Source organism: Rhizobium ecuadorense, assembly GCF_001187535.1.
GTDB classification, from domain to species: Bacteria; Pseudomonadota; Alphaproteobacteria; order Rhizobiales; family Rhizobiaceae; genus Rhizobium; species Rhizobium ecuadorense.
On sequence record NZ_LFIO01001810.1, the window covers coordinates 1 to 20,403 of the forward strand.

At 57.2% G+C, this 20,403-nt stretch carries 19 protein-coding genes and 3 pseudogenes; 5 read left to right on the forward strand and 17 right to left on the reverse strand.

The window, feature by feature from the left end; genetic code table 11:
- Positions 1-518 precede the first annotated feature (518 nt).
- The 15 genes from AF337_RS38530 to AF337_RS38600 all read right to left on the reverse strand — a co-directional run bounded on the left by AF337_RS38530 (position 519) and on the right by AF337_RS38600 (position 15,510).
- Entirely contained in the window at positions 519-1,457 is a 939-nt protein-coding gene (locus AF337_RS38530) for an SIR2 family NAD-dependent protein deacylase (protein WP_012489553.1), read from the reverse strand.
- Between the two features lie 30 nt (positions 1,458-1,487).
- The gene (gene nifT, locus AF337_RS38535) at positions 1,488-1,700 is read right to left on the reverse strand and encodes a putative nitrogen fixation protein NifT (RefSeq protein ID WP_004678514.1); all 213 of its coding nucleotides are present in this window, start codon (positions 1,698-1,700) and stop codon (positions 1,488-1,490) included.
- Positions 1,701-1,704: 4 nt separating this feature from the next.
- Complete coding sequence (locus tag AF337_RS38540) at positions 1,705-2,022, reverse strand: nitrogen fixation protein NifZ (protein ID WP_012489552.1); 318 nt, start codon at positions 2,020-2,022, stop codon at positions 1,705-1,707.
- 64 nt (positions 2,023-2,086) lie between these two features.
- Complete coding sequence (locus AF337_RS38545) at positions 2,087-2,293, reverse strand: 4Fe-4S binding protein (protein ID WP_012489551.1); 207 nt, start codon at positions 2,291-2,293, stop codon at positions 2,087-2,089.
- Positions 2,294-2,327: 34 nt separating this feature from the next.
- Positions 2,328-3,806, reverse strand: coding sequence for a nitrogenase cofactor biosynthesis protein NifB (gene nifB, locus AF337_RS38550; protein WP_012489550.1), 1,479 nt, complete (start codon positions 3,804-3,806; stop codon positions 2,328-2,330).
- 213 nt (positions 3,807-4,019) lie between these two features.
- Positions 4,020-5,708, reverse strand: coding sequence for a nif-specific transcriptional activator NifA (gene nifA / locus AF337_RS38555; RefSeq protein ID WP_011053431.1), 1,689 nt, complete (start codon positions 5,706-5,708; stop codon positions 4,020-4,022).
- A gap of 220 nt (positions 5,709-5,928) precedes the next feature.
- Positions 5,929-6,228, reverse strand: a complete 300-nt coding sequence (locus AF337_RS38560; protein WP_004678523.1) for a ferredoxin family protein — start codon at positions 6,226-6,228, stop codon at positions 5,929-5,931.
- Between the two features lie 12 nt (positions 6,229-6,240).
- A complete protein-coding gene (locus AF337_RS38565) occupies positions 6,241-7,548 on the reverse strand; it encodes an FAD-binding protein (RefSeq protein ID WP_008536548.1) in 1,308 nt (435 codons plus the stop codon).
- Positions 7,549-7,557: 9 nt separating this feature from the next.
- Positions 7,558-8,667, reverse strand: coding sequence for an electron transfer flavoprotein subunit alpha/FixB family protein (locus AF337_RS38570; RefSeq protein WP_008536549.1), 1,110 nt, complete (start codon positions 8,665-8,667; stop codon positions 7,558-7,560).
- Between the two features lie 15 nt (positions 8,668-8,682).
- Positions 8,683-9,531 carry an electron transfer flavoprotein subunit beta/FixA family protein gene (locus AF337_RS38575; protein ID WP_004678528.1) on the reverse strand — a complete coding sequence of 283 codons (849 nt, stop codon included), beginning with the start codon at positions 9,529-9,531 and terminating at the stop codon, positions 8,683-8,685.
- A 176-nt stretch (positions 9,532-9,707) separates the two neighbouring features.
- Positions 9,708-10,091: a nitrogenase stabilizing/protective protein NifW gene (nifW, locus tag AF337_RS38580; protein WP_008536550.1), complete on the reverse strand. Its 384-nt coding sequence runs from the start codon at positions 10,089-10,091 to the stop codon at positions 9,708-9,710.
- A 339-nt stretch (positions 10,092-10,430) separates the two neighbouring features.
- Positions 10,431-11,627: a cysteine desulfurase NifS gene (gene nifS / locus AF337_RS38585; protein WP_012489549.1), complete on the reverse strand. Its 1,197-nt coding sequence runs from the start codon at positions 11,625-11,627 to the stop codon at positions 10,431-10,433.
- Positions 11,628-12,596: 969 nt separating this feature from the next.
- Entirely contained in the window at positions 12,597-12,914 is a 318-nt protein-coding gene (locus tag AF337_RS38590) for a HesB/IscA family protein (protein ID WP_009995752.1), read from the reverse strand.
- A gap of 529 nt (positions 12,915-13,443) precedes the next feature.
- The gene (gene rpoN / locus AF337_RS38595; protein ID WP_011053429.1) at positions 13,444-14,895 is read right to left on the reverse strand and encodes an RNA polymerase factor sigma-54; all 1,452 of its coding nucleotides are present in this window, start codon (positions 14,893-14,895) and stop codon (positions 13,444-13,446) included.
- Positions 14,896-14,970: 75 nt separating this feature from the next.
- Positions 14,971-15,510 carry a peroxiredoxin gene (locus AF337_RS38600; RefSeq protein ID WP_004678566.1) on the reverse strand — a complete coding sequence of 180 codons (540 nt, stop codon included), beginning with the start codon at positions 15,508-15,510 and terminating at the stop codon, positions 14,971-14,973.
- Positions 15,511-16,313: 803 nt separating this feature from the next.
- On the opposite strand from AF337_RS38600, the pseudogene AF337_RS43060 reads away from it, so the two are divergent.
- Positions 16,314-16,403 (forward strand): annotated as a pseudogene (locus AF337_RS43060) (L,D-transpeptidase); the annotation flags it as partial.
- Here AF337_RS43060 and AF337_RS38605 read toward each other — a convergent pair.
- Positions 16,393-17,109 (reverse strand): Crp/Fnr family transcriptional regulator, encoded by a 717-nt coding sequence (locus AF337_RS38605; protein ID WP_010009905.1) that lies wholly within the window; start codon positions 17,107-17,109, stop codon positions 16,393-16,395. The pseudogene AF337_RS43060 and the gene AF337_RS38605 overlap by 11 nt on opposite strands.
- A 596-nt stretch (positions 17,110-17,705) precedes the next feature.
- The gene (locus tag AF337_RS43485) at positions 17,706-17,879 is read right to left on the reverse strand and encodes a hypothetical protein (protein WP_010009909.1); all 174 of its coding nucleotides are present in this window, start codon (positions 17,877-17,879) and stop codon (positions 17,706-17,708) included.
- A 306-nt stretch (positions 17,880-18,185) separates the two neighbouring features.
- Here AF337_RS43485 and AF337_RS38610 point away from each other — a divergent pair, with 306 nt between their 5' ends.
- The 4 genes and pseudogenes from AF337_RS38610 to AF337_RS41510 form a co-directional block, all read left to right on the forward strand.
- Entirely contained in the window at positions 18,186-19,364 is a 1,179-nt protein-coding gene (locus AF337_RS38610) for a cytochrome P450 (RefSeq protein WP_010009913.1), read from the forward strand.
- Between the two features lie 20 nt (positions 19,365-19,384).
- Entirely contained in the window at positions 19,385-19,639 is a 255-nt protein-coding gene (locus AF337_RS38615; protein WP_004678571.1) for a ferredoxin, read from the forward strand.
- Between the two features lie 204 nt (positions 19,640-19,843).
- Positions 19,844-20,086, forward strand: a pseudogene (locus AF337_RS38620) (nuclear transport factor 2 family protein); the annotation flags it as partial.
- A 1-nt stretch (position 20,087) separates the two neighbouring features.
- Positions 20,088-20,300, forward strand: a pseudogene (locus AF337_RS41510) (integrase core domain-containing protein); the annotation flags it as partial.
- Positions 20,301-20,403 lie beyond the last annotated feature (103 nt).

A 20,403-nucleotide genomic window follows, 5' to 3' on the forward strand; every position in this document is an offset into this window, starting at 1 on the left:
CGCTCAAGCGGCCTGACCTGCGGCCTTCACCGGAGGCTTACATCATTTCTGGAAGTATGAAGACGCAGAGCTAGGCGGTTAGAATTATTGGCCACACTGCTTGTCACTTGGAAACACCAAGTATCGAAGTCCATATTGTGGGATAAAGATCACAAATAAGCGCAAGACCGTAAAGCGTGTGCCGTCTCGATCCCGTTGATTACGCGTGTTATTGGCGCACGAGTGGAGCACCCGGTGGCCGATGCGAGGCTTATTTCTGGCGATTCGGCCGCGGCTCTGCCGCTGTATTGGGAATGGTTTAGGTTTCTTCATAATCGGTCCTTCGCATTGACATTGAGCGAACAGTAATCTGCGGTCGTCGCCGATCTTCCGTCGATCACCTGCGACAGAACCTCGATCCGCTAAAGATCACGCTCGCTCATCGCCATTGATCCCACCCGCAATCCCCTACGCCAGCAAACGTGGGCAGTATGGCATTCGAACTTGGCAGAAACAGAACTTTTTCAATCTGCGGCACTCTAGCCGCTACAGAGATTCGAAGCGGGAGCCGTGCGGCCATGGTCACCATCCGCCTTGCTACCAAATGGTACAAGCAGAGCCGCGGCTTCGCCGATCGGCAGGTCGACCACCGTGATTCCGCTTGCTGCAAGGAAACGGCGCTCGTTTTTGGTAAGGCCTTCCGCATCAAGTACTGCAAAGTGGGGGCCGTGAGAGCGCTTGATGATCTGTCGAGCGTAGATCCGGAGCATCTGATCGTTGAAGCGGCAGCCAATGAAAAGAAAACCGCGATCTATACGCCGTTCTTTCACCATTCCAGGTATTGGCGTCTGGATATCGATTTCGGTTAGGACTTCCACGTAATCGGAATCGGACACCAGAAAGTTCGAAGCTGGTATAACACTGCCGTACGGCGCATAGAGGACCGTCTTTGGCGCTGCGACGCATTCGACGTCTCTCCCGGACAGATCGTAAGTTTTTGTCCAAATGTCGCCGCCGCCGTTTGCACGCGTGACGCCCTGAATCTCGACGACATCCGTTCGACCGGTCTTCGCGAAAGCCGCACGCATTGTCCCGTCGTACCAACCGTCGACGATAAGGGAGAGCGGCAGCGTTGCGAGCCAGTCGTGGAGGGCGGTCGGCGCCACGGGTGCTCCAAATATTTCTGCCATCCAGGCCTGAAGCGTCCGGCGATGCCGTCGCTGTTCAATAAACTGCGCGACTGACCACATATTGCTGCGTATCCTGGAAGGGGCAGGTGTGCGTTCGTTGAGTGCCGCGGAGACGGCTTCCGGGGTGTCCGGTACAGGTGGTTCCGTGGATTGCAGCCGAAGGAGATCCGGACCGAGATAGGGAACGATCCGATCCGCAGCGAGCGCTTCCTGAAGCAGCCTAAGTCTTTCTTCGGCGTCACCGTTGCGAATGATCAGGAGACGGTCCGAGGTCAAAATTTTATTCATGCTGTTTTCTCTTACCTCTCGTTTGCAGCATCAGTCCTCGTCAGGAATCTTCCTTGCGTGGACGGTGATCGGCAGAGGCGTATCCCGCGATAGCTTGGGCAAGACGAGTCTCCAGCCGTTCCTGAGAGTGATCGTGCCGCCCCACATGTCATCAGCCTCGACATCTACGATCGGCTCTTCGAGATCTTTCTTTGGTACGTAAGCCGACAAGCCGGCGCTCGTTCTGCGAATCATTATCTTCATGTCGCTATTCCTTCGTTGGGGGCCCCGCGATTTCAGCAGCGCCGCAAGCAGCGGCGTTGTCTAGACTCGTCAGTTCACGGGCACGCATGCCGACGATAGTGCCACGTTCGACCCATTCGACGGCATAGATGTAAAACTGCTGGAGAAAGGTGCCGATGTCGCGCACATAGCCTTCGTCGCCCTTCCGCACCAAACTTTCCCCAATTTTTTTGCCAGCATAGGTGCCGTCATTCTTTACGTGAAGTCTGGCCCGCACCCGCTCGCCGGGTGTAAATCGTGGAGGCCTGTGGATTTCGACCTCCTGTTCACGTCCAAGGCCCATGGGCATTCCTCCTTGCAGGATATCATTGAAGGCTTCTCCGCAGGAGCCCCGACCATGCTGAAGGTCAAATCGCAGGTGCGGCGAGGACGCAGGTCTTCGGCACGGGGCAAACCTCCGCGCATTGCTGCGTTTCGAAGGTACCCTTGCATTCGGTGCATTTTTCCGGGTCGATAACGTAGATCTCACCTTTGAACCTGATCGCACCGGAGGGGCATTCGAACTCGCAGGCACCGCACTGGGTGCATTGGGACGCTATGATCCTGAAGGCCATTTTTAAACTCCTGAAGATGTTGGATTAAGAGCGCTCACGCCGTCGCCGCTTGTGGTTCGACGCCAAACTTGGCGGCGTAGAGGGTGCCGATGGCGGTCTCGATGTAGTCATAGCAATAAGCATCCGTTGCCCGAACCCCGGCCTCCATGAGCTTAGTCTTAGGGCACTCCCCGATCTTGGCGCATAGCACGACGTCAATACCGACCAGCGCAGTTATGATGCCGTCGAGGGTGGCTTCCTCGCCCCTGCCTCCGAGGCAATACTGTTCGATCTTGCGATGCCCGACGTAGGTGATGCCTCTCGACGAAGCTTCGTATACTTGGAACTCCTTCGCATGGCCGAAGTGCTCGTTGATGCGACCGCCACCCTTTGTCGCGACCGCGACGTGGAGGGACCCATCGCCGGCTGCTTTGACTGTCTCGATTGCCTCGCTCTTGGCGGTCGCGTGATCGCCGCGTTCGCGGGCGATCACTTCCCGATAGGCCTCGCGCTTACGGGCGTCATAGGTGATCTCTCCGGGAAGCTGGTCGAGTGCGAACTCCTGGCCCCGATCATCCCCAAGCAGGCCGACGGCATCGGCCCTACACTGCCGGCAATGGCGCATTAGCTTTGCGCCGCCTTCGAGACGATCCTGGAGCGCCTTCAATTCGAGCGCCCGCGGGCCGCGCTGTCCGGTCAAGCCGTAGTAGGTGCCATGGGCCGGATCGGAAATAAGCGGCATGACGTTGTGCAGGAACGCCCCCCGCTCCTTGACCCATTTATTTACCTCGACCAGGTGTTCGTCGTTGACACCAGGAATCATCACCGAATTGACTTTGGTGATGATGCCGCACGCGGTCAGCATCTCCAGGCCCACCATTTGCCGCTCGTGCAGAATTCTCGCAGCTTCGATGCCGGTGTAACGACGGTTGCGGTAAAAGATCCAGGGATAGATCTTTGCGCCGATTTCAGGGTCAACCATGTTGATCGTAATTGTCACGTGATCGACATTCATGTCGACAAGTTCGGCGACGTGATCCGGCAGCGCAAGCCCGTTGGTGGAGATGCACAGCTTGATGTCGTGGATCTCCCCCGCAACTCGTTCGAACGTTTCCTTTGTCTTCTTCCAGTCGTAACAGGCATCGCCCGGTCCGGCGACACCCAGCACGGAAAGCTGCGGCACTTCGTTGGCGACGGCAATGACCTTGCGCAGCGCCTGGTCTGGCGTCAACTTTTCCGAGACGACCCCAGGGCGGCTTTCGTTGGCGCAGTCATATTTACGATTGCAATAGTTGCACTGGATATTGCAGGCTGGTGCGACCGCGACATGCATGCGCGCGAAATAATGGTGAGCCTCTTCTGAATAGCAGGGGTGGTTTTTGATCTTCGCCCAGATAGCCTGGTCCACGTCGGCCGGTTTTGTGGACACGCCACATGACGAGGATGTGCAGCCACTCGGTTTCGCGGTCGCCAGCAATTGATACAAGGATGTCGTGCTGGTCGCACTTTCAAGCGAAATCATCGGTGCGGACATTGAGTGCTCCGTTGCTAGTTGACGTCGCCTTTCAAAACGCAAAAGCCATGCCATCCCAAGGACGGGATTTGCTTTAAGAATTTGCATTTATTGCCCGATTCCGACCGTGTTCGGACACAGACTTGTCAAGCTTCCGACAGTCGACAAAAGAGTTGTCCGTAAGCCACCAAACCAGGCATTGGAGATCGAGAAGGTCCAACATCACCCAGGCGCTTAAAGCTTTTTCACCTCGATGCGATGCTGGCGTAGAGCATAGCCGACCTGACGAGGCGTAAGGCCGAGAATACGAGCCGCTTTGGCCTGAACCCATCCGGCCTTTTCCATCGCCTCGATCAACCGGTCCCGTTGCGTGAGGCGCGACTCCATTGCGGGACAACCGGAACCGTGCGGATCACAAGCCTTGACGGAAGATACCTCGTCCGACGCACCGATGCTCCCGCCCGAGCGCGGCGATGAAGTCGGCATCACATTGCTCCGGGCATGCCCATCGACGGTGATGCCGCCGGGCGACCCGTCGGTTTTCCAGAGGAGCGACGAAAGGCACTGGCTGTTCTTGCAGGCAAAATCAGACGAAACGATCGAGCTTGAACGCGCAAGGGTGGCAGTCCTTCGCACGCAGTTTTCGAGTTCCCGGACGTTACCTGGGAAATAGCATTGCGACATCACCTCGATCGCCGACGACGAAAACGTCAGCTCGCGTTGGTTCTCCTTGTTGAATCGGTCAAGAAGAGCGTTCGCAAGGCGTGGAATATCGCCGGGTCGCTCTCGAAGCGGCGGCAGGACAATTGGAACTACGCTGATGCGGTAATACAGGTCGGCCCTGAATTCGGCGTTTGCAACAGCCATCTCGAGGTTCTTATTCGTGGCGCATATGAGCCGGACGTCGACCGCAAGCGTCTTGGTTCCGCCCACCCTCTCCAGTTCGCCTTCCTGCAGGACGCGCAGCAGTTTGGCTTGAAAGGCGGGCGAAATCTCGCCAATCTCGTCAAGTAGAAGCGTTCCGCCATTTGCCAGTTCGAAGCGTCCGGCGCGCTGCGCGATGGCCCCGGTGAAAGCCCCTTTTTCATGCCCAAACAGCTCCGATTCCAGGACGCCTTCGGGCAGCGCGGCGCAGTTCAATTTGACGAACGGCTTGTTTTTACGAGGGGAAAGTTCATGGATCGCCTGTGCAAAAAATTCCTTGCCGGTGCCGCTTTCGCCCCGCAGAAGCACGGTGGAATTCGTCCTCGCCACCACCGAGACGGTTTCAACCACCTGCTGGAGAGCCGGGCTATCCCCGATAATCCCGTCGATTTTGACGGGTGGATGTCGGCCCGGCGCGCCCCTTTGCGCGATGATCGGCTTCTCCGGTCTCTCTTGTTCGCCGATAGGTCGCCGACCCTCCAGGTTCAGGAAACGATGAAGCCTGATCGTCCGACTGACCAGATTGGCGACCATGGTCAGAAAGCGAACGTCCTCGTCGGCGGGGAAGGGGGCGGCGTCGTTCCTGACGCGATCGATCGATATTGTGCCAAGTATTTTATTATCGGCTTTTACCGGAACGCCAATAAAAGAAATTGGGACGGTGCCGCTGCTCCAAGGCGGTTGCGGCTCAGCCTGAAATAATTCGGACTTGCTGACATCCTTTACGATTAAGGGCATACCGGTCGTCGCGATATGGTCGATTACGGCCTTAGGTATAACGCCTCGAGCGGCTGATTGAGAGGATGGGGGGATGTCGCCAGTTGCGGCAATCTCGGGCTGACCTTCAGCGTCTAGAACAACGATTGCTCCGCATCGAATCTGCAGAAAGGAAGAGAGGACGTTCACGACGTTGGCAAGCGTAATCTCTAGCCGGGCGGGGGCAGTCAGTACCTTTGATATCTCGTAGATTCCGCTGCGCTGCGTGCCCGCTTGGCGCATAGGTCCAGCAGGTAGCGCAGATAGGGGTTCCGCTCCATCGACCGGTCGGGCGGGCATGTGGGTCATTATATGGCCTTGGGTTGTCTAACGTTTCTTATCACCCTTGCTTGCATGTATATATAGTAATTTCTAATACCAATCTGCAACGCGCACCTCTGCAAGTTTCCGATGCGCCCGTCTGCAAACCCAAGTTGGTTCTGAATCGTGGAGTTGCAAACCTTTATCCGAACTTGAAGAGAACGCCGAAACCGCCTCTCGGATAGTTCCACTCGATATCTCCACTTGCCTCGCAGAGTACGCGGCACGTGCCGCACTCCATGCACCCGTCGGCGATAACCTCCACTTGGCCCTGGTCATTCAATTCGTAGCACTTGGCCGGACAGACACTTGTGAGGGCATACAGATTTACGCTTGGCCAATCGTGTGGACGCACCCTAATATGCGGGCGTCCGGCATCGACCACGTATCGATTTTGGTAAAGCTTGTCCTCTACGCGTATGTTCGTCACTGCAACCGTCATCTCATCTCTCCTTTATCGCCACGCGCGCGCCAAGCGAACCGCGTCACCAAACAGCCCCCAGCGGGAGCGTGCCTTGATGAAGGTGCCCGTGGTCGCCCGTTCCTTGTCGATCTTCGGGGTGCCATCGACTCGCACAAAGTTCTGTGCGGCCTGCGACAGCAACCTTGGATAAGTCGTGAAGAAATTGCGGGAATTGGTGTGCAGCAGGGCAGGCATGTCCTTGTATTTCCGCAAGTCTTTGATAACGAACGACTTTTCAAGCATCGACTTGTAAAGGGAGAGGTTCTCCTTGACCATCGGCTTTTTGCGATTCTTGATCTGGACGATTGCTTCGCCGGCGATGCGCCCCGACGTCATGGCGAGGTTGGACCCCTCGCGGTGCACCGCATTATTAAGTTGTGCCGCGTCGCCGACGACGACCCAGCCGTCACCAAAAAGCTGCGGAATTGCCTTGTAACCACCTTCTGGAATGAGATGCGCCGCATATTCCTTGACTTCCGCTCCTGCGATCAGCGGCTTTACCGACGGATGGCTTTTGAATTTTTCGAGCAGATCATAAGGACTTTCCATTGTTGCCGCGAATTCGGAGACAAGGCAGCCAATGCCGATCGAGATCGATTCTTTGTTGGTGTAGAGGAAGGCAAGCCCGGCCATGTTGCGAGAGATCGTGCCAACTGCCTCGATGACGCAGCCTTCATTGGCCTGGAGGCCGAACCGCTGGTCAATTACCTCTTCGGCCAGGAAATGCATTTCCTTGACGGCGAGCGCGACAGTTTCCGGTTTTGGCGTGTCACGCAATCCAGCACGCGTGCCGAGCAGCCCATTGACGCCCTCTGCGAGAACGACCACGTCAGCAAGAATCACGTCGCCGGCGCGGTCGGTGCGAACGCCAATCACCTTGCCCTTTGGATCACGAACGAGTTCCGTCACGGTCGTCTCGCATAGAAGCGTCGCTCCGGCCTCGCGCACCTTGCGTGAAAACCATTTGTCGAATTGGGCGCGAATGACCGTGTAGCGATTGTGTCTCGACTCGTTGAAGTCGTCCGACCGGTATTGCATACCGATGTGGGACGAGTCGTCCATCATCCAGAAGCGCTGCTCGACTAAGTGCCGCTCCAGAGGCGCATCATCCCGGAAATCCGGCAGGATTTTCTCCAGCATGTCCGCGTACATGATGGCGCCCTGCACATTCTTGGAGCCCGGATACTCGCCACGCTCCAACTGCAGCACCTTCATGCCGCGGTTCGACATCGTGTAAGCAGCTGCGTTTCCGGCCATGCCGGCCCCGATAACTATGGCGTCGAAGTTTTCCTCAGTCATGGGGCGCCCTCAGTTTGCAAGCTTATCGCGACTGTGCGGCGACAGTCGATGGGTGAAGAGTTCCGTTAATGACGGCAGTAAACGGATCGCATCGGTGACGACGCCGAGGTGGGCGAAATCAAAAATCGGCGCGTTAGGATCGGTGTTAATGGCTAAAATAAGATCAGCTCCCTCGACGCCAACGCGATGCTGGATGGCGCCGGAAATGCCGGCTGCTATGTAAAGCTTCGGCCGGATAGTTTTGCCAGTTTGGCCGATCTGCCGATCAGCAGGCATCCAGCCCTTTTGGACGAGGGGGCGCGAACAGCCATAATCGGCCCCGATCGTCCGCGCGAGTTTCTTCATAAGCTTCACGTTCTCCACCGCGCCGAGACCGAGGCCTCCAGCAACCACGACGTCCGCATAGGCGAGATTCGCCGTCGCCGACTGGCCATCGGACAAGAAACCGAGGACCTTAGTGACGATCTCTTCCTCGATCATCGACACTTTGTGTTGAATGACGCGTCCGATCTTATTATTCCCGCGCGGAGGCATGGCCATGACCCTCGGCCGGACCGTTGCCATCTGCGGCCGGCAGTTGAGCGTGTAGATCGTGCAAAGCAAGGAGCCGCCGAAAGTCGGCCGGGTCGCCGCAAGCGAGCCGTCCGCATCCACATCAAGTTCGGTGCAATCCGCCGTGAGCCCTGTCAACAAGGTCGTCGCCACGGAACCGGCAAGGTCGCGCCCGAGCGTCGTTGCCCCTAAAAGAAGGATTTCCGGTTTGTAGTTAGTAACCAGATCCGTCAATGCTTTGGTGAAAGGCTCATTTCGGTAGTCGGCGAGCAGTGGGGCCTCGACGAGGTAGGCCAGGTCGGCGCCATAAGCAAAAGCCTCGGCGATGGCAAACCACGTGGCCTCTCCCGGTGGTCCGAGAACGACGCCGGCAAGCTGGACGCCCAGCTTGTCGGCGAGCTTGCGGCCTTCGCCGAGCAGCTCGAAGGAGACGGGATGCACCTGATCGCGCTCCAGCTCCATGAAGACCCAAACGTGCCGATGGTCCTTAAACTGATCGGGCAGCTCTTTCTTCATGGCGGCACGGCCAGCGGCTGGAGGAGGGCTCTCTCGATTCGTGCTCAACATCGTCGCTCCTTGCCTTCATTCGCCGTCAAAGGCGAGTTCGCTTTCGAGCGCCGGCTGGCGCAAAAAGATCCCAGCGATCAACTCCTCCGCGAGATCGCGCGGTGTTTTTTCCGCGGTGTCGATCTGCTCCGCCTTTTCCGCCCGCTCAGGAGGGGCAAAGACCCTCTTAACGACGGTTGGCGAGCCACGCAGGCCGCACTTGGTGAGGTCCTCTATGCCAGCGTCGGCCGCATTCCACTTCACGATCTGGCTGCGCGCGGCCCGTAGCGCGTCATCGAGCGAGCCGCGGCGGATTTCGTTTGTGCCTTCGAGCATTGTAATTAGGCAAGGGAGCTTGCTCATCAGCGTCTGCGTGCCCCCTTCCGAGCGGCGCTCCACCGTAATCTCGCGCCCATTGATGTCGACAGAGACGATTTTGGCAACGTAGGTGAGCTGCAGGAGGTCGAGGCGCTTGGCGATGCCAGGCCCAACCTGGGCGGTATCGCCGTCGATGGTCTGTTTGCCCGTAAAGACGATATCGGGCGTACCGAAGGCCTCTCCGATCTTCGCGATGGCTCGCGAAAGAGCAAACGAGGTCGCCAGAGTGTCGGAGCCGGCAAAATGACGGTCGGTCAAGAGTACGGCGCGGTCGGCGCCGTAGGTGAGCGCCTTGCGCAACGCGTCCTCTGCCATGGGCGGCCCCATGGTGAGCACGGTCACCTCGCCGCCATGGCGGTCGCGCAACTGGAGCGCCTCTTCAAGGGCGAACAGATCATAGGGGTTGATGATGGTTGGCACTCCCTGACGCATGATTGTGTTCGTCACCGGATGCACTCGTATTTGTGCGGAGTCCGGTACCTGTTTGATACAGATAACTATGTGCATGGCGGTTTCTTACTCCCTCCCTCTATGGGTGGCGGGCTTGTCAGTACACATGCTTGCGTGCATCATTCGTGCCAACCGTTTGGCGTTCTCTATCACATTGAAATGGCTTCGATTCCGACGTTGCTAGCATATGACTGAATTGTAAGCTTCCCGACATTGTCGTGTCGCAACCGTGCTCACTTCTTTTCGAACGGCTTCAGGAAAGAGTCTAACGGGACAACGGTGCGGCCGGGTGTGACAGGTCTGTTCGGATTGTGGTCCTTGAGCACCTTGAAGACCCGGTGCGAGAGCGGCGCGGAGGTCGCGAAATCACAGTAGGCCCTTTCCAGTATGGCACGGGCACGAGCAGCGATTACCCGGTCTGGGAGATGGGAGAAGTCCTCTGCCGCGAGGTATTGGCCCATACGCTTCATGATATGGAGTCGTGAGACATCGAGAACCTTAGGGTCATAGGGGACCCCTAGGGCTGCGAAGAACTCCTCCGCAGCCGAGAGAGATTTCAGCCGATTGAGGATGTCTTTGACATCGACGGGACTGCTGTCAGCGGAGCAACGGCACATAAGATTCCCCCTGGTCGTGAGCGGTGATCGCGAGATCGTTCTCCCGTAGCTTAAGCTGCAACGTACGGAATGCGTGGTTCGACGCGGCTAGGCGCAAGGCAGTCGCGTTGCAACTGGAGTCGGCATAGGCTGGTGGTCGGATGCGATCCACCGATGGTGTCGAGAGATTGATTAAGATGATATGGCGCTGGGCCCCCTCCACGAACACGCATGGGCGGTGAACCGGCGATCTATGTGACTGAGAGCCCCGGCTTTTACCTGATCGTTCATACGATGCCGGTGCCGTCATGCAGGTCGTATCGGTGAAAAGGAATTGCCGTTTCATGAGCGTGCCTGCTCCTACTCCCCTGAACGAACCCGGCTGCTCGTGTCGGCCACGTGGCCGGAACGGCATTGGCTCCGGAGCCTTTCAACGATGCCCGGTAAAACTTCGAGCACCCGGTCGACATCCTCGTCACAGTTATCGCGCGAGAACGAGAAGCGGATTGTTCCGTGCGCCATAGCATGAGGGATATCCATTGCCCTCAAGACATGGCTCGGCTCCAGCGAACCGGAGGAGCAAGCAGAGCCGGAAGAGCAGGCGATGCCATAGCGGTTGAGAAGAAGGAGCATACTGTCTCCTTCGACACGTTGAAAGGCGATGTTCGCCGTGTTCGGCAACCTCTTAAGCCTATCGCCGGTTACGAAGGCGCCTGGAACACGCTGGACAATGCCGTTCTCCAATCGATCTCGGAGCGACTTTAATCGGGTGCTCTCGTCGTCTATTGATTTCAGGGCGAGTTCGGCAGCCTTGCCTAAACCGACAATCCCGGCCGTATTTTCTGTCCCTGCGCGTCGGTCGCGCTCCTGATGACCTCCCTTGATCAGTGAGGAGAAAGATAAGCCCCGCCTGAGATAGAGTGCACCAATGCCTTTTGGTCCATGGAATTTGTGTCCGGACAACGAAAGCATGTCGATTGCAGTAGGTTGGAGGTCCATTGGAACCTTGCCGACCGCCTGGACCGCGTCGGTGTGGAAAAGTGCACCGATTCTCTTGGCCATCTCGGCAAGCTTAGCGACCGGGAAAATGGTTCCCGTCTCGTTGTTCGCCCACATGATCGAAGCAATCGCTACACGATGAGTGAGGGCGGTCTCATAGGCGTCAAGATCGAGACGTCCATGTCGATCCACTGGGATCCTGTGTACCTTAATGCCGCGCGTCTTCTCCAGATGGCCGCAGAGTGTCAGCACCGCTGAATGCTCGACTGCGGAAGTCACGATCTCTGTGCGCTCAGGCATCACCTCCAGCGCCGAAAGGATCGCCGCATTGTCGCTTTCCGTCCCCCCCGAGGTGAACACGATCTCATGATCGAACTCGGCGCCGATCAGCGCTTGCAATTGCCGGCGCGCCTTCCTCACCGCCTCGCGGATGGAGGAGCCAAAAGCGTGCGTCGACGAAGGGTTTCCAAACTGATCCGCAAAGAACGGCAGCATGGCTTCAACCACTTCAGGATCGACTCTGGTCGTTGCATTATTGTCGAGATAGATCGCTCTCATGGGTGGATCTCGACTGAGGGGAAGCGGTGACAATGCTGCGGCGTCTTGCACATGCTGTTGTTTGATAGCCTCGGGCAAGCAGCGCGGGGTGGAGTCGTGCGATGGCGCGTCACGCGATCTTGTTGGCATCGATAACGTCGCATAGCCGCCATCAGTAGGAAGGGAAGAACGTTGTGCGCTCGCGCCTTTTCCAACGGTTGGATTCGCCGCGGCTGCTTAACTAGATGGGTCGCCAGCTTAGCTTGTCGCTGAGAACTGAACTGTTGCAGGCTGCGGCGATTTTTAGACCCTGTCCTACGCGATTGCCGGCTACAACATCCATTTCGACCCTGCCAATTTCTCCAGGCCTCAGATTTCTGTTGTGACGGTCTGATCGTCCTCCTCTGCCGGAACGAGGCTTTCGACGACCAGTATTGTATAAACCTCTGACACGTCTTCGACGGCTTGAACGAGTGTCGTCCGTCTACTGCCAGATCTAGCGAAGTGAGCGACTTGGTCATGAAATCAAGCCTCTTGACACGCACGCGTCTTCGCTCACCTTTCCTCGGCGCGGAACTGCTTGCAGAGGGGGCGTCTCCTTTGGAATCCTGGCCCGGATGCCCGCCAAAAAATTTTGCTGCCTCAGGATAATCCGTTGATGAGCAGACCTTTCTCTCCGGCAGCAAACCGCTTAAAAAGCCTGCTGTCTCCTGACGGACGGTTTGAGGCGCTTCGGCGGGCTTTAGGGTTATGAGTTCGGCCAGCGCTGGCGAGAAGGCGGTCGCTGGGTTGGAACGCAAGGACGACGGCGTCACCAGAAACGCTTCCACCGTTGGATCGACTCCAATTATCAATTCAGGCCCTCTACCGTAGGAAACTGCCCCGGTCTCGCTGAGGGGATTTTCCTGCACGCCGTCGTTCTTCGGATTGAAAAAGGAAACCATGACCTTTTCGCAATAATTCCGCATGGCTCTCTCGCTTTCTCGGTGATCAGCCGAAGGATTTGCCGCAAGTGCAGTTCTGGTGCGCATTGGGATTGTCGAAGACAAAACCGGAGGTTTCTGGTCCCGTCACGAAGTCGATCGTCATGCCGTTGATGTGTGCTTGCGAGTCTGCGTCAACGAACACCTTGACCCCATTTGTTTCGATCACCGCGTCGCCCTGGCCCTGGACGCTTTCTAGCCCCACCAGGTATTTGTAGCCGGCGCATCCACCTGCCTCGACCGCGATGCGAAAGCCTTCCGCCTGCTCGGCTCGGGAAAGCGTTACGTTCATGATGGCGGCGGCATTCTCTGTGAGCTTGATCATGGGATGATTCCTTTTTGTTCGATGGCGCATTTTCGGATTACCGTGCATGCGTCGTGCCAAGCGGTGAGGAAGGCCAAGAGTTCGATCAGCCCGCGTGTTGTATTCCTGCGTCGTCGAACATCGGAGATCTCGAAAGCGCGCCAACTCCAGAACGTCTGCCCGCGTATCTCCGTCTATCATTTTCGGTTGAGGCTCTCGTTGCCGCCGCACCGAAATCCCAGCGGTTCGGCGAAAATGAATGGGAGGCGACAACTGCTTCTAGATTTGTCGCTTGCGCGACATAAAAATTCTGCACGAGTTTTCGTGATTAACCGCTTAGCCCCTAAGCGCTTGGGCTATGGAACAGACATCTAATCTTTTCTGGAACGTCAGCTTAAGCGGCCGGAACAACTTTTGAAGCTCCCGTGACGAGGCTGCGGTCGCCAGCCCATATGAAGTCGATCCTCCATGGAGAGGACTAAGCACAATGTCACATGTGCCTCAGTTCCGCGGTTTTTGGGAAAAGGGCATCACCTACGGTACAAAGGACTTATCCCTCCGCGGCCGCCAGTACAAACCGTTTCTCCCGCCGGCGTTGCGCGGACGAGGGGATGTTCATCGCCTCGCGATATTTGGCGACTGTGCGGCGAGCAATGTCGACGCCTGTTTCCTTGAGCTTGGCAACGATGCCATCGTCGGACAGCACATCATGGAGCGTCTCTGCGGCAATAAGTGCCCTTATCTGATGGCGCACAGCTTCGGCCGAGTGCGCGTCACCGCCTTGTGAGGACGGGATCGCGACGGTGAAAAAATACTTGAGCTCGAACACGCCGCGGGGCGTGAGAATGTATTTGTTCGACGTTACCCGACTTACAGTGGACTCGTGCATGTCGATCGCGTCAGCGATGGTCTTAAGATTGAGAGGGCGAAGATGAGCAATGCCATCTTCCAAAAAGACATCCTGGTGGCGCACGATTTCGGTCGCCACCTTAAGGATCGTCGTGGCGCGCTGATCGAGACTCCGAACCAACCAGCTCGCGCTCTGGAAGCATTCGTTCAGGAATGACTGATCTTTCGAGCTTTGGGCGGTTAGGCGAGTAACTTGCGCAAAATAGGTTTGGTTGATCAGTACCTTGGGCAAAATCTCCCGATTAAGCTCGACGTGCCATCCGCCTCCCGGCGAGGGTAGGACGAAGACGTCGGGTATGATGGATTCCGACCTTGCGGACTGGAACTGGTTTCCAGGCTTTGGGTCAAGTGCACGAATTTCGTTCAACATATCGAGAAGGTCGTCTTCATCGACCCGGCAACGTCGCTTCAGTGCTCGAAAATCGCGTCGCGCAAGCAACTCGAGATTTGCGACCAGAGCTGCCATGGCCGGGTCGAACCGGTCTCGTTGGCGCAACTGAATCTCGAGGCATTCGCCCAGACTTCGCGCAAATATGCCCGGCGGGTCAAATAGCTGCAAAGCCTCAAGAACCCGCTTCACTCCAGCCTCAGGGCTATTTAGCCTCTCTGCTAGCTCCAGAAGGTTCACTTGCAGATACCCAGTGTCATCCAGATGGTCGGCAAGCGCGCCAGCAATCAGCCGCTCCTGGGGTGTGAAGGCAGTGAGGGCGATCTGATGGGCGACATGTTCGTGCAATGTCTCAGTTGAGGCGGCGAACTCATCCAGGGAAGGCCTTTCCCCCGGCGAAAGGTTGCCTGTGTCACGGATTGATTTCCAGGGACTAGACAGCTCAGGCATGTCCGTCCTGGCCGGTCCATCAACGTGGTCTTCGCGTGCGCTGATATTTGGATCATCCGCCGCAGTTGGCGATACGCCAGAAGCCCCGCCGTCATTCGACGCCAGGTCGAGAAATGGGTTCTTCTCGATTTCCTGTTCCACGAACTGATTCAGTTCGGTGTGCGCCAGCTGCAGCAAGCGAATAGACGCGATGAGCTGGGGCGTAATAACCAGCGATTGCTGCTGACGCTGATGAAGGCTTGTAAAGGACTTCATGGTTCGAGCAAAACTCCTATCATTCGGCGCAGGTGTGCACGACAAGTCGTAGCTGCTGGTCGTTGGCTTCAATGCTCATACGAAGGCTGGGGCCTTAAGGCATTTCAAAATGTTTTGCGGCGAAGAAACGCCATACGGATCGGTCGCGCAGTTGTCGCCAAAGCCTTCTTCCTCGAACCACCCCTCCACGACGCCATTATTGATCACGGCAGCGTAGCGCCAGGAGCGCAGACCGAAACCGAGATTGTCCTTGGCGACGAGCATACCCATTTTCCGAGTGAATTCTCCCGAACCGTCCGGGATAAGCTTGACATTTTTCAACCCCTGAGACTTGCCCCAAGCATTCATGACGAAGGCATCGTTGACGGAGAGACAGTAGATGTCGTCAATGCCATTCTTCTTAAACTCGACATAAAGACTTTCGAAATCAGGCAGTTGGAAGGTGGAGCAGATTGGCGTGAAGGCGCCCGGCAGCGAAAAAAGGATTACCCGCTTACCGCTGAAATAGTCGTCGGTCGTCTTGTCTTCCCAGCGGTAGGGGTTGGGACCGGATATAGACTCGTCGCGAACCCGCGTGCGAAAGGTGACAATAGGGACCTGCTTTTCCATGGTCATCAATGAAGCTCCTCTAGGAAAATTTATTTGCGGCCTCTCAGTCACGGCTAACACGAATCCGACCTCGGCCCACACGCCAGGGCAAGCAAGCGTCATGCCATTTGGCCTGAAGGAGATGGACTTTCTGTCAGCACAGGGCCTTCGTCGCCGCACTCGTGCGCTGCTCGTGCGGGCGAGCGAATTGTGAAGCCGTTGTGCCGCGCTGACGGCCGGGCGCTGTTTCGGCTACTTCCGACCGCATCTCGATCAAGGTTTCTCTGCCGCCTTTTAGAACCTTAGCATACTGCCCGCCAGTCCGGTCGCGGCGGGAAGGCGCGGGTCACGAGGTTTGAGGTTCTGCTCGTGCGTATGTCTACCCGCGCACGTTTTCTTGTTTGAAACTGCACAAGAAAGTTTGAGGTCCGACAAAAAGGGGGCGCCAGGCTCGGACCGCGCATCGAAAAATGGTGAAACGCAAACGGCTCCGATAATTTCGTCACAGAAGACGACGATGGCGGATATCCGCAGGTTGGGGGCGTGAAGAGCTCGCAGCCGCCAATATCGATCGGCTGATGCCGACCGGCACCCGGGTCGCGCTATGTAGCCTTTGGCCTACGAGCATTTGTTGCTCGGCTGACGTCGCCGCGGAGCTGATATTTTGTTCCTCTCACCGCTCACCGCTCAGCTCGCTGGCGACCTGCTGGGCGCCCGGCGCCGATGGCGACGCCACCCACCTGCCCGGCGGCTATCCCGAGCTGCAAGCCGGCGGCTCCGGGACTAGAAGTTTTCTCGCCCGGAATGCTCGATGTGGTAGCGCCCGGCACGTCCGTCTGCATCCCGACAATGCCGCCTAGTTCTTTACGCTGGCGCGCCAGGCTGGCCTTTCCAATACGCGGGTGGTAATTACCCGCTGATTTTCTTTGCGAGCGCATCCATGTCGGGCACGGTGATATGCCGGATGTTCTCGATGCGGATGACGCCCTCTTTGCGAAGCCGGGTCAACTGGCGGCTGACGGTTTCGATCGTCAGCCCGAGAAAGTCGGCAATCTCGGCACGCGATAGCGGCAGATCGAAGGCAGTGCTCGTCGCCGTCTCGGCGTGGGCGGCAATGAGGTGGAGCAGGCTTGCGACCTTCTCCTCGGCGGTCCGCCGGCCGAGCGTCAGCATCCATTCGCGCGCGGCATCCAGCTCGTTCAGCGCCTGAGCGTGCAGGCTACGCTGCAATTCCCTAGTCTCCAATATCATGCGTTCGAGCAAATTGCGGGGGAACACGCAGATCTCCGCATCGGTCGCGGCCTCGGCCGACAGCGTGCTTTCGCGCACGAAGGGGCGGCCGACGAAATCGGGGGCGAATTGCAGGCCAACGATCTGCTGGCGCCCGTCCGACATCACCTTGCAGAGCTTCACCACGCCGCGCGTGATGTTCGAATAGAAAGAGTTTTCCGATCCTTGTGCAATGATCTCGCAGCCTGCGTCGACCTTGCGGCGCAGCGAGTGGCGGCCAAGTTCGCTAAGCTGGCCAGCCGACAAGGCGCCGCAAACGACGCCGTGCCGCGCCTGGCAGGAACGGCAAGCGACGGAAGTGCCAATCACGAGAACCTCACTGCGTGCGACGTCCATGTCCTGATCCCTTCGAAAACCGCCTATGCCGGACATGCCCGAGACGACCACGCGGCCGTTGCGACTTCGGCTATCCCTATTTCTTCCAGCGCGTCTTTGATGGCTATCAATTTCATCGGGATTGCGATTTGATCCAGATCAAATCTCCGTACCCACGCTCTTGCCGTGCCAGGCAGGGTAGTTTGTGGATTTGTTTCGGACGGCATTTTCGGCCCGCCGCTTGAGCGGGCTTTCTGCGGCCATCGCCTTCCGTCTCGGCGGACGGTAGGCCACCATACCCATTGCTGTCAGGCAACACCCAATCGGCAGATTGCCGCCGACTCTTAGGGTGGTGTCGTCGGGCTGGTAGAACTGACATTCAGGACAAAGGAGTAGCACGCTTCGAGCTGTTCCCGGAATTCCGCCGCTAGCTCGATGCCACAATTCAAAGCTACCCACCCTCAAGCTATCCCACTGCATCGCAGTACATCAGGACATTCGTTACTCGTCGCGCTGTCTCTGGCCCCCGGCTGTGGTGGCTGGAAAAAAGTCGCACCTGAATAGATGGCATCCGGCACCTGATGTCGGGTTTTGTTAGATACGCGACACGGCCTTGATCAGCCAATCTTTAGTTCTGCCTTGAGCCAAAGCGCTGAAAGGCAATTGAAAAATTTCTTTCCGGCCAAATCAATCAAATTGGCATGAACTTTGAAGTTCTTCTTGCGGGGCGGCAAGGACTGTCGGCCGGTTTCTTTGGTGACCGCCATGGAGCGGAGGAAATCAAAATGCATCTGTGCTCAGAACGCATTTACCGGAAGAGAGGTACCCGTGAAAATCCGATGTCGACCGGAAGGGCGGGCGAGGCATCCAAGAAATTTCGACTTCGGCCAACAAAGCAGCGTGGATTTCGAGCCGCACGGCGATCTGATCGCTGCATCGCATGTCATTGGCGCCTCGCGCTGCTGAGATTGGAAATCTGGCGCTCAACGATTTTGCTCGCTCCCTCTCCGAGGAGAATTCGTTCTCGGCGAAGGGGCTTTGATGACAGGAGAAAAGCAGTGGCTACCATTAGGGTTCCAGAACATGTCCCTCCCGAAATGGTGAAGGACTTCAGCCTGTTCACGTCGCCCGGCATGGAGCGCATGCCAAATGGGGATCCGCACGCAGCTGTCGCTTGCCTCCATAATGGACCGAGAATCTTTTATTCTCCCTGCAATACGCGCGATGGCCGAGGTACCTGGGTCATCGTTCGCGCTCAGGACCAACGCAAATTGCTGCAGGACACCGGAACCTTTTCCAGCCATCGGAGCCTTTTCGCCTCGGCGCTTGGCGAAAACTGGCCGCTGATCCCGCTTGAACTCGACCCCCCGGCTCACAGCGTGTTTCGCTCACTTCTCAATCCGCTGCTTTCGCCCAGGCGGATAATGGAGCTTGAACCGGCGGTCCGTGATCGGGCGATTGCGTTGATTTCCAAGATTTCCGCGTCGAGCACAAGCTGCGACATCTTGACGGACTTCGCCTTTCCTTTTGCGGTTAGTATCTTCCTCCGTTTGCTCGGCTTATCCGATGAGCGCCTCAATACATTCGTGGGCTGGGGGAAGGACCTGCTCCACGGCGACGGCATCAGACGAACCGCAGCCGCCCGAACAATTTTGGCGTTCATCGATGAACTTGCAGCGATGCGCCGCAAAGAACCGGCCGACGATTTCATGACCTTCGTCGTGCAGGCAAAGGTCGACGGCCGCCTGTTGAGAGACCAGGAAATCCATGGAATAGGCGTGCTTCTATTCGTCGCGGGACTGGACACCGTGGCAACGGCGATCGGCTTTGACCTGGCCTATCTCGCGCGCAATCCGACAGAACAGGAATTGCTGCGGAGCAAACCGGATCGAATTGTGCTCGCAGCCGAAGAACTGCTTCGCGCCTATTCGACCGTGCAGATGATCCGTGTGGCGACGAAAGATATCAATTTCGAAGGCGCGCCGATCCGTAAGGGGGACTACATTTCCTGCGCCACGATGATTGCCAATCGTGATCCGGTGGAATTCGAAAATCCGAACACGATCGATTTGGCACGAGAAGACAATCGCCACACCGCTTTTGCGTACGGTCCCCATCGCTGTCTTGGATCACACCTTGCCCGGCGAGAGATCGTCATCGGCCTGGAGGAGTGGCTGTCGCGCATCCCTGACTTCCGTATCAAGGATGGTACGGCGCCCATCACCTATGGGGGCCACGTGTTTGGAATGGAGAATCTGATCCTGGACTGGTCCTGATAATTGAGAGGAGGAAAGACATGGAGTACCGTATGCGCGTCATAGTGCACACTTCCAAATGCCAAGGTCATGCAAGATGCTGGGCCCAAGCGCCCGAAATATTCAATCTTGACGACGAGGGATACATACTGCCCGGTGCAATCGATGTCGAGGAGAGGGACGAACTGTTCGCGTCGCGAGGCGCTCGATCCTGCCCTGAACGTGCGCTGGAGATAGATTGCGTTTCGGATGCGTTGCTCGATCGCCTTTTGTTCAACCAACATTGTGGGGGTTGAAACGCAACGCAACTGGTGCATGACGGCGCCGTCGCTGTCCAAACACCTTACCCGCAGCTCTCCCATTGATGTCTACTTCTAAGGGCAGTTGTTTACATGCATGCCTAAGCAGAGGGAGGGTTTTTCCTTACGTCAGCCGAGCAGTTGAAAGCTGGCTGCGTCACTGGATGGGTAAGCGCCCCGATATCAGATGTGCGACAAGCGATGAAACACAAAAAAATTACCGAATTGCTCGACCGCGAGGCGCTCCGCGACTGCCTCTATCGGTATTGCCGCGGGATAGACCGCGCCGATGAAAGGGCGCTGCGCAGTTCCTACTGGCCCGATGCACGTGACAATCACGGGACCTATTCCGGTTCGGCCGAGGGCTTCATCGAGTTCGCCCTTGGTGTCTTCAAGACGGGACCGCGCAACATCCATCAAATCACGAACATTCTGATTGAGTTCAAAGCCGACTGATAATGCTTTCATCGAAGCGTTCAATGGCCGCTTCCGTGCAGAATGCCTGAACCAGCATTGGTTCCTGACCCTTGCGGATGCCCGCGAAAAGATGGAGGATTGGCGTAGATACTACAATGAGGAAAGACCTCATGGTGCGATCGGCAACAAGGTGCCGATCTCGTTGGTGAATTCGGGAGGCGCAACCAGCCCGCCTCCCTGAATGAAGCCGGAAAACTCTAGCATCCGGTGGTCCAACGTTTGGGAGCGGTTCAAGACCGCCGAGGCTCTAATCGCCGCCGGATGAAAATTCAGTGGCAGGTCCC